We start from the raw sequence: 9,079 nt of genomic DNA, 5'->3' as shown, positions 1-9,079 counted from the left end.
ATCCACGTGCAAAACGTGAACGCTTATCACCGACGCTTCAAGGAGTGGTTGGCGCGCTTTCATGGCGTGGCGTCATGGCGCCTGCCGAATTACCTGGGTTGGCTGTGGGCCCTCGATAGTGGGCGAGTTACTTCTGTCGAGCAATTGCTACGCATCGCGATCGGATTCATCCATAGGTAACGGTGACATCGCCTTTTGTTTTCTAAAAATAGTTGGAACTTTTTGAGGCCCTCGGCGCAATACAAGAAAAGACCACTGCCATGACCTTGACCTTGACCGCCGAACCCACCGATACCGAACTGCTGCGCCAGGTCCACGCCGGGCAGGCCGATGCGTTCACGGCGCTGTACCGGCGGCACCAGGGGCCCTTGTACCGCTACGCGCTGCTGCGCTGCGGTTCGGGCGATGCGGCGGCCGACATCGTCCAGGAAAGCTTCATGGGCTTGCTGACGGGACGGCTCGGCTACGACCCGCTGCGCGGCCAGTTGCAGCACTTCCTGTTCGGCGTGGCGCGCAATCTCGCGCTCAAGCTGGACGCGGCGCGCCAGCGCCATCCGCGACTGCCCGCGCCGCTCGACGACGACGATGAACTCGAGCTCGATGCGGCCAGCGAATCCGCCGGACCACTGGCGCGCCTGCTCGGCAACGAGGCCGCCGAGGAAGTACGGCGCGCGTTGTCCCTGCTGCCGCCACACTACCGCGACCCGCTGATCCTGTACGAGCTGCACGACCTGTCGTACCAGGAGATCGCCATCGTCTGCCAGGTCGACATCGGCACCGTGCGTTCGCGCCTGGCGCGCGCTCGTGCAGCACTGGCCAAGCGGCTGCATGGGCTGCAAGGGGCGCCGTCGAACGATGCGCACCTCGCATGAAGCGAATGACGCTGGAAGGAAAATGATGAACGACCAACACGACAATCCGGGTCCTGCATTGGCGACCCGCTTCGCCGCACTGCGCAAGGAGCTGGCCGGAATGGACGCCCCGCGCTGCGTGGAAAAGGAATTGCTGCAGGCCTTCGCGCGCCGGTTCCCCAAGAAGCAGCCCTGGTACCGCAAGCTGTCGCTGCCCCAGTGGGGCACGGCCGGCGCCCTGGCTTCGCTATGCGGCATGGCCCTTCTGCTGGCGCTGGCGCCGCATCAGGTGATCACGGTCGGCCCACCGGTGGTCGGCATCGAGGACGGCGCCGCCTTCATCGCGCTTGAATCGCTGGAACGGATCGAACGCGAACCGCATGCGCGGGTGGTCGAGGCCGAGCTGCCGCAAAGCGCGCTGGCGCCGCTGGGCATGCCGCTCAATCCGCAAACCGCGGGCGGCACGGTGCGCGCCGAAATGCTGGTGGCCGAGGACGGCCATCCCCTGGCGCTGCGCCTGAGCGCCGCCGACTGACACCATCCATTGTGAGGACTATATGAAGACCATGAACATCCTGATCGCCACCATGCTGGCAAGCGTCCTGGCACCGGGCGTGGCCGTGGCCGAGGACGACACGATAGAGCAAGGCAATGACGGCCAACGCCGCATCGTGATCCGCCAGGGCACGATCACCCTGCCGCCGGGCCAGCAGGCCGCGCTGCGTGCCGGCGACAGCGCCAGTCTGACGGGCGCCATGCTCAGGATTTCGACGTCCGGCATCGTCAAGAATGCACCGTACAGCGCCGAAGCCGTCTCCGAAAGCATGCAGCGGCTGGCCGACGGCAACCAGATCGTCAACAGGTCGAGCGCGATGCAATACCGCGACGGCGCGGGCCGCACCCGCACCGAGGTGCGCGGCGGCGACGGCATGCTGCGCACCATCACCATCAGCGACCCGGTCATCGGTGCGCGCTGGATCCTCCATCCCGGGCGCAAGACCGCCACGCGGATCGGGATCACGTCGGAACTGGCGCGCGCCGAAGCAGATGCCGCGCGCGCCGCTGCGGCGCAAGCCCGGATCGCCGCGGCCCAGGCCCGTGCCCAGGCGGAAGGTACGCGCGCCAAGGCCGAACAGCAGCGCCGCGAGGCCGACCTGGCCCGCAAGGCCGCCGACGAGGCGCGCGCCCGCATCGACCAGCTACGCAAGGAAGGCAAGCTGCCGGAGGGCACCCACATCATCGTCAAGGAGGTCCAGCGCGGCGGCGAACCGGCTGAAGTACGTGTGCGCATCGCCCAGCCGGCGCTGGCCGCGATGCCTGCCGCGCATGCGATGTCGGCCCGGATCGCGCCATTGATCGTCGGCGCCGCCAACGACGGCAAGTGGTCGGCCAAGGCGGTCACGCGCGAGCTGGGCGCGCGCGAGGTCGCGGGCGTGCGGGCAGAGGGCAGGCAGCGCAGCTATGCGATTCCCGCCGGCGAGATCGGCAATCGCGATCCGATCGAAGTGAGCAGCGAGACCTGGTACTCGCCCGAGCTGCAGGTCACGGTCTACCACAAGCGCAGCGACCCGCGCAGCGGCGACGTGGTGTACAAGCTCGACAACCTGAAGCGCGGGGAGCCTCCTGCAGCCTTGTTCGGCGTGCCGTCGGACTACAAGGTGAATGATCCGCTCAAGGTGAGCAGGACGGCGACGTATGGGAAGGACAACTAGAACGACACCGGCGTGCGCAGCGTGGGCGGGGGCGCCGCCCACGCTGCGGACAATTCAGATTGATAGTGAACGCTCAGCTGCCGCGCTTCTTCTGCAGGATGGTCTCATTGAACCAGTCATCGATCATGCGCTTCTCGGCGCGCAAACTGTCGCTGTCCGAGAAGCGGTTGATGCGCTGCATATAGTTCATGTCGGCCAGCCGCGCATCGCCGCCCTTGAGCACTTGTCCGTTCTGGGTCAGCGAGTAACGCAGGTTCATGATCGGCCAATCGGCCGTGCCTTTCAGGATGCGCAGCTCGCGGCCGCCGCGGAAATTCGGGTATTCACGGCCAGCCAGGTCGATATCGGTGACCTCGATCGTGAGGTCCTGGCCTTCAGGCAGCTTCTCGCCCAGCTTGGCGAAATAGTCGCTCAATTCCCTGAGCACCTGCTCGCGCTCCCATGGCGCGAAAGGCAGGTCGGCGAACTTGTCGGATTCGATGTAATTCACGGTCACGCCGGCCGATGCGGCGCCCGCTGTCAGCGCGAACAGGCCCGCGAAGGCCGTTTTCATCAATAATGATTTCATCGCTCTAGCTCCTCGGTTTGCTTCCATCTTTCATCCTGCATTGAAATATACGCCGCTTCCACCAGCCATGCTCGTCTCGAATCGTCGTAGTTTGTATCGAAATGTTAGGCCCCGCACACCGCAATCAGATGGTGATGGATGAGAATGGCACAAGGGGGGAACGCCATGCCGGAAGGTCCATCGCTCGTCATCTTGAAGGAACAAACGACCCGCTTCGTGGGCAAGAAAATCGCGCATGCCGGCGGCAACGTCCGCGCGGTCGATCCGGGCCGACTGGTGGGCCAGCGCATCGTCGGCCTGCACACCTGGGGCAAGCATTTCCTGATCGAGTTGCCCGACCTCGTCCTGCGCATCCACTTTCTCCTGTTCGGCACCTACCGCATCGACGAGCGGCGCGATAAAGAGCCGCGCCTGTCGATCGAGACGGACGACGGCGGCGAAATGAATTTCTACGCCTGCGCAATCCGTGAAATCGACCGCGCGACCTTCGAGGCCTACGATTTCAGCGCCGACGTCATGTCCGATCGCTGGGATCCGAAACGGGCACGCAAGAAACTGCGCGCCCAGCCCGGCATGCTGGCTTGCGACGCCCTGCTCGACCAGGACATTTTTTCGGGCGTCGGCAACATCATCAAGAACGAGGTGCTGTTTCGCATCCGCGTCCATCCGCTGTCGACGATGGGCGCCCTGCCCGCGCCAAAACTGCGCGCCCTGGTCGACGAGGCGCGCCAGTACAGCTTCGATTTCCTCGGCTGGAAAAAAGCGTTCGTGCTCAAGCAGCACTGGCTGGCCCACGCCAAGAAGATTTGCCCGCGCTGCGACATCCCTTTCAAGAAAGCCAATCTCGGCCGCACCAACCGCCGCGCCTTTTACTGTGAACGTTGTCAGAAACTACACGCCTGAGACTGGCTTGTTTTTCCCTGCAACACCGCTTCGGGTCATAGCACCTGTTACATTGTCGCGTCATCGTTTCAATATTGCCTGTTGTTAAGGGTCATGGGTCGTACTACAATCGACTTGACTCTGGGATATTTTTTCCACGAAATAGCCTGACAACATTCCAACGATATCGGATTCGCCATGTCCTTCCTGTCTTCCGCTGTGCCCAAGCTCGCACCCTGGAAAGTATTGCTGGTTGACGATGAGCCCGATATTCACGACATCACCAAGCTCACGCTGACACGCTTCCGCCTGGACGGCCGCGCGCTATCCTTCGTGCATGCCTACAGCGGCGCCGAGGCGAAGGAAGTACTGGCGCGCGAAAAAGACATCGCCCTGGTGTTCCTGGACGTGGTGATGGAGCGCGAAGACAGCGGCCTCGAAGTGGCGCGCTGGATGCGCCAGGAGCTCGACAATCAGTTTACCCGCATCGTGCTGCGCACCGGCCAGCCGGGCCAGGCGCCCGAGGAACGCGTGATCGTCGACTACGACATCAACGACTACAAGGAAAAGACCGAGCTCGACCGCACCAAGCTGTTTACCACGACCTTCGCCGCCCTGCGCGCCTACCGCGACATCATGAAGGTCGAGGAAGCGCGTCGCGTGCAGCAGACTTACCGCGAAGGTCTGGAACGGGTGATCGCCGCCTCCGCCCACATCTTCCAGCAACGTAATTTGAAAGATTTCGCGAACGGCCTGCTGCAGCAGGTGGTAGCCCTGCTGCGCCTGGAACAAAGCATGCTGCTGCGCCTGAAGGCGGCCAGCGTCATCACCGGCACCAGCCAGTACGAGGTGCTGGCCCAGATCGGCGACATGGGCGGGGAAGAGATCGGCCCCGAACTCATGTCCCAGCTGGACGACGCGCGCCACAACCGCATCTCGCGCCTGCACGGCGACACCTATGTCGGCTACTTCCCGAACAATAGCGGCAAGGCGTCGCTGCTGGTACTGAAGGGCGTGGACGACATCTCGGACATCGACGCCCAGTTGCTGGAAGTGTTCTGCTCGGGCGTGGCGATCGCCTTCGACAACATCTTGCTGAACCAGGAAATCACCGACACCCAGGCCGAGCTGATCCTGCGCCTGGGCGACGTGGTCGAATCGCGCTCGCACGAAGCGGGCAACCACGTGCGCCGCATGTCCCAGATCTGCCACATGCTGGCGCAGGCCTCGGGCATGCCGGAAGACGAGACGGCGGTGCTGATGCACGCCGCGCCGATGCACGACGTGGGCAAGATCGCCACGCCGGACGCGGTGCTGCTCAAGCCCGGCCGCCTGACCGAGGAAGAATGGGAAATCATGAAGCAGCACCCGACGGTGGGGCTGCAGATCCTGGACGGCTCGCAGCGGCCGATCCTGAAGGCGGCGGCGGTGATCGCCCACCAGCACCACGAGAAATTCGACGGCACCGGCTATCCGCAGGGGCTGCGCGGCGACGACATCCACCCCTATGCGCGCATCGTGGCGGTGGCCGACGTGTTCGACGCCTTGAGCCACAAGCGCTGCTACAAGGATGCGTGGCCGCCGGCGAAGGTGACCGAGCACTTGCGCGAGGTAGCGGGGCACCATCTGGATCCGAAGTACGTCGACCTGCTCATCAGGAATATGGACAAGGCGCTGGCGATCAACGAGAAGTGGCCCGACTGAACGGCATGGGGTCGGCCTCGGGCATGGATGCATGCCGTACAGCCGCGAAATGCTGGCGTCGTTAGAATAGGCGCCACATCCATCCGATCGAAGGAAGCGGCGCATGACCGAGTTCGGCCTGTTGCTCACGAGCCAGCCGCTGCTGGCCCTGTTCCTGGCGATCGCAATCGGTTACCGGCTCGGCGCGGCCAGCATCAAGGGATTTTCGCTGGGTTCCGGTGCGGTGCTGTTCGTCGGTCTTGGCATCGGCGCCGCGGTGCCGCAGCTCGTCCTGCCGCCCTTGCTTGGCAACCTGGGCTTGCTGTTGTTCCTGTACGGCACCGGGATCGCCTATGGCGCCCAGTTCTGGCGCGGCCTGAGCAGCGTCGAGGGCGCCAAGGCCAACATCGCGGCGGGCATTGCCGTCATCTGCGCCCTCGCGCTCACCATGGCCGCCTTCCGGTGGCTGCCGGCGATCGACCTGGCGCATGCGATGGGCGCCTTTGCCGGCGCCGGCACCAGCACCGCCGCGCTGCAGGCCGCACTGGCGGCGTTCGGCGGCGCCTCGACCACGGCCTATTCGGTCGCCTACCCGGTTGGTGTCGCGGTGCCGATCCTGCTGCTCGGACTGTACAACGCCATCCGCAAGCCGGCCGTGAGCGCGGCCGGGGCGGCCCGGCTCCAGATCGAAGAAATCGACGTTTCCGAGTTCAGCGTGCTGGGCATGACCCTGGGCGAGGCGGCGCGCAACCTGCCGGCCGGGAGCGCCATCGCGGCGCTGCGCCGCGGCGACCACAACCTGGTGGCGAACGACGCCATCCGCATCGAAGCCGGCGATGTGTTGCTGGTCACCGGCATCGATAGCGCCACCCTGCACGATGCCGCGACGCGCTTTGGCCACGAGAGTCCGGGCCGCATCCTGCACGACCGCGGCGACCTGGATTACGAGCGTTTCTTTGTCTCGAACCCGGCGCTGGTGGGCGTCGCACTGGGCGCACTGGCGATCCCGCCCGCATTGAATGCGCGCGTCCTGCACCTGCGCCGCAGCGATGCCGAGCTGCCGCTGGCGCCCGGGCGCCGCCTGGAAATGGGCGACCGGATCGGCGTGCTGGCCCCGCGCACGAGCTTCCCGGCCTTGCGCCAGCTGTTCGGGGACTCGGTGCGCAGCACCGGCGAAATCAACTATATCGGCATCGGCGCCGGCGTGGCGCTGGGCCTGGGATTCGGCGCCATCCACTGGCCGCTGCCGCTGTTCGGCGACTTTGCGCTCGGCTTCGCCGGCCTGTTGCTGGTAGCGCTCCTGCTCGGCTGGCGGCGCCGCACAGGACCGTTCCAGTGGACGATGCCGGTCTCGGCCAACCTGGTGCTGCGCAATTTCGGCCTGACCTTGTTCCTGGCCGTGGTCGGCCTGTCGTCCGGCGCCACCTTCGCCGCGACCATCGCCGACAGCGGCTGGCTGTATCTGCTGCTCGGCAGCGCCATCGTGGCGACCATCGTCGTGGTGACGATGGCGCTCGCGCTGTTCGCGTTTCGCCTGCCGTTCGACAGCGTGGCCGGCATCGTGGCCGGCGCCACCGGCAACCCGGCGATCCTGGCGTTCGCCAACCGGATCGCGCCGACCGACCGGCCGGATGTCGGCTATGCCATGATCTTCCCGTCCATGACGGTGCTCAAGATCCTGCTGGTGCAGGTGATCGGCATCTGGACCGGCTGATCCCGGGTCAAGGCGTACCGGCGCTGGTCCACCGGTAGATGCCGCCGTCGGCCATGAGGCTCATCGACAAGACGCCAGCGCGGACCGAATAGCTGCGGACATGGCCCATATCGCGTGCGATGCGGGTATCGAGCGACTGTTCCGGACACATGGCGCGGGTCATCCCCAGGCCCTCGAAGGCCAGGCCGCCCTCCGGCGTGCTGCGCCAGCCGGCGGTGCCGCGGTTGCAGTCGAGCTGGAACGCCGCCCTGCCGTCGGCGCCGAACTGGACCGAATACACGCAGTCGGCGCCGGGCCGGATCGTGCCCTGGCTGTCGTCCATCGACTGGATTTCCTTGAGTTGCCACCTGGTGCCGGCCAGGACGGCCGTGCTGGCAGGGGCGCTGGCGCCGGCCTGGGTGGAGGCCGCGCCAGGGCCGGGCGCGTTGCCGGCGCAGGCGGAGCACAGCAGTGCTGCGGCAAGGAGGCTTGTCATTCTTGGCTGCATGATTGTTTCCTTTATGTCGTCATCCGGTCGCGTATCCCGTTCCGGCAATGCATATCGTCCTGATCATCCTTTCACCATCCGGTTCGCCGCCGCCGCCGAGTATCACTCCTCAGTGCGCGCCGCTCATGACGGTCAGCGCGGCCCCAGTTGGCCGGATCAGCGCAATGCGGCGCGCAGCGCCGACGCCTCGAAATAGACGTGGCGGATAATCGGGTGCTCGGCCGCGATCGCCGCCTCGATGCGGCCGATCGCCTGCTCCACCTCGTCGATCCGCATGCCGCGGCGAAACTGGACGGAGGCGGCAAGGAGGACATCGTCCGGCCCCATCTGCATCGTCCGCAGGCTGGCGACGCTGCTCAGCGCAGGCTCGCGCACGAACAGCGCATGCAGCGACGCCAGCTGGTCGCGGTCGATGCTTTCGCCCACCAGCAAGCCGCCAGTCTCGCGCGCCAGGACCAGGGCGGCGCAGATCAACAGCAGGCCGATCAGGATCGAGGCGATCGGATCGGCATAGGGGTTGTCGAAATAATGGCCGAGCGCAATGCCGCCTGCCGCAATCGCAATGCCCAGCAGTGCGGCCGAGTCTTCGATGAAAACCGTGAACACCGACGCGTCCTTGCTCGCGCGGACCGCCTGCCACAACGTCGTGCCGGGCTTGCGCGCCGCGTTCAGCGCCACGCGCGACACATTCCAGCTATAGCCCTCGAACACGGCGGCCGCCCCCAGGACGACGTAGTTCCAGAATGGGTCTTCCAGGGGCGGCGGGTCTTGCAGCGCGGCGACGCCGTGATAGATCGACAGCCCGCCACCGAGCGAAAACACCGACAGCGCGACAATCAGCGCCCAGAAATACAGCGACTTTCCATAGCCGAAAGGATGCCTGCGGTCGGGCGCACGCGCGCTGCGGCGTTCGCCCAGCAGCAACAGGAACTCATTGCCCGTGTCCACGGCCGAGTGGATGCCCTCGGCCACCATCGCCGCGCTGCCGGTGATCCCGGCCACGCTGAATTTGGCGAGCGCGATGCCCAGGTTGGCGACGATCGCGGCGTAGATGACTTTTTGCGAGCCCTGGCGTGGCGCCTGGTCCGGGGCGCCGGGCGCCGGAGGTTCTTGCGTGATCTGGTCTGCCGGTGCCCCGGCGTGGTTGCCATGCATGTCGACTTTCATGCGCCTCTCCGAATC

General features: G+C 65.7%; 9 protein-coding genes and 1 pseudogene. 7 read left to right on the top strand and 3 right to left on the bottom strand.

What is annotated here, in order from left to right; all coding sequences use genetic code 11:
* From AC56KW_RS20410 to AC56KW_RS20395, 4 genes and pseudogenes are all read left to right on the top strand, one after another.
* Positions 1 to 180, top strand: a pseudogene (locus AC56KW_RS20410) (IS1595 family transposase); the annotation flags it as partial.
* Between the two features lie 80 nt (positions 181 to 260).
* Positions 261 to 872, top strand: a complete 612-nt coding sequence (locus AC56KW_RS20405; RefSeq protein ID WP_497172503.1) for an RNA polymerase sigma factor — start codon at positions 261 to 263, stop codon at positions 870 to 872.
* Between the two features lie 22 nt (positions 873 to 894).
* Positions 895 to 1,386, top strand: a complete 492-nt coding sequence (locus tag AC56KW_RS20400; RefSeq protein ID WP_497172502.1) for a hypothetical protein — start codon at positions 895 to 897, stop codon at positions 1,384 to 1,386.
* Positions 1,387 to 1,408: 22 nt separating this feature from the next.
* On the top strand, positions 1,409 to 2,563 hold the full coding sequence (locus AC56KW_RS20395; RefSeq protein WP_497172501.1) for a hypothetical protein: 1,155 nt from the start codon (positions 1,409 to 1,411) through the stop codon (positions 2,561 to 2,563).
* Positions 2,564 to 2,636: 73 nt separating this feature from the next.
* Here the strand turns inward: AC56KW_RS20395 and AC56KW_RS20390 are convergent, their stop codons facing one another.
* A complete protein-coding gene (locus tag AC56KW_RS20390; protein ID WP_497172500.1) occupies positions 2,637 to 3,131 on the bottom strand; it encodes a DUF3016 domain-containing protein in 495 nt (164 codons plus the stop codon).
* Positions 3,132 to 3,296: 165 nt separating this feature from the next.
* Here AC56KW_RS20390 and AC56KW_RS20385 point away from each other — a divergent pair, with 165 nt between their 5' ends.
* The 3 genes from AC56KW_RS20385 (at position 3,297) to AC56KW_RS20375 (ending at position 7,410) form a co-directional block, all read left to right on the top strand.
* On the top strand, positions 3,297 to 4,034 hold the full coding sequence (locus tag AC56KW_RS20385; protein WP_497172499.1) for a DNA-formamidopyrimidine glycosylase family protein: 738 nt from the start codon (positions 3,297 to 3,299) through the stop codon (positions 4,032 to 4,034).
* 177 nt (positions 4,035 to 4,211) lie between these two features.
* On the top strand, positions 4,212 to 5,717 hold the full coding sequence (locus AC56KW_RS20380; protein ID WP_497172498.1) for a DUF3369 domain-containing protein: 1,506 nt from the start codon (positions 4,212 to 4,214) through the stop codon (positions 5,715 to 5,717).
* Positions 5,718 to 5,820: 103 nt separating this feature from the next.
* The gene (locus AC56KW_RS20375; protein WP_497172497.1) at positions 5,821 to 7,410 is read left to right on the top strand and encodes an aspartate-alanine antiporter-like transporter; all 1,590 of its coding nucleotides are present in this window, start codon (positions 5,821 to 5,823) and stop codon (positions 7,408 to 7,410) included.
* Positions 7,411 to 7,417: 7 nt separating this feature from the next.
* Here AC56KW_RS20375 and AC56KW_RS20370 read toward each other — a convergent pair whose 3' ends face one another.
* Both AC56KW_RS20370 and AC56KW_RS20365 read right to left on the bottom strand, forming a co-directional pair.
* Positions 7,418 to 7,885, bottom strand: a complete 468-nt coding sequence (locus AC56KW_RS20370) for an META domain-containing protein (protein ID WP_497172496.1) — start codon at positions 7,883 to 7,885, stop codon at positions 7,418 to 7,420.
* 168 nt (positions 7,886 to 8,053) lie between these two features.
* A complete protein-coding gene (locus AC56KW_RS20365) occupies positions 8,054 to 9,064 on the bottom strand; it encodes a cation diffusion facilitator family transporter (RefSeq protein WP_497172495.1) in 1,011 nt (336 codons plus the stop codon).
* Positions 9,065 to 9,079: the final 15 nt, after the last annotated feature.

The sequence above is a fragment of the Telluria sp. RT2P19 genome, assembly GCF_059685725.1.
Note: the sequence above shows the minus strand (reverse complement) of the source record. Positions and strands in the feature narration are given on the sequence as shown.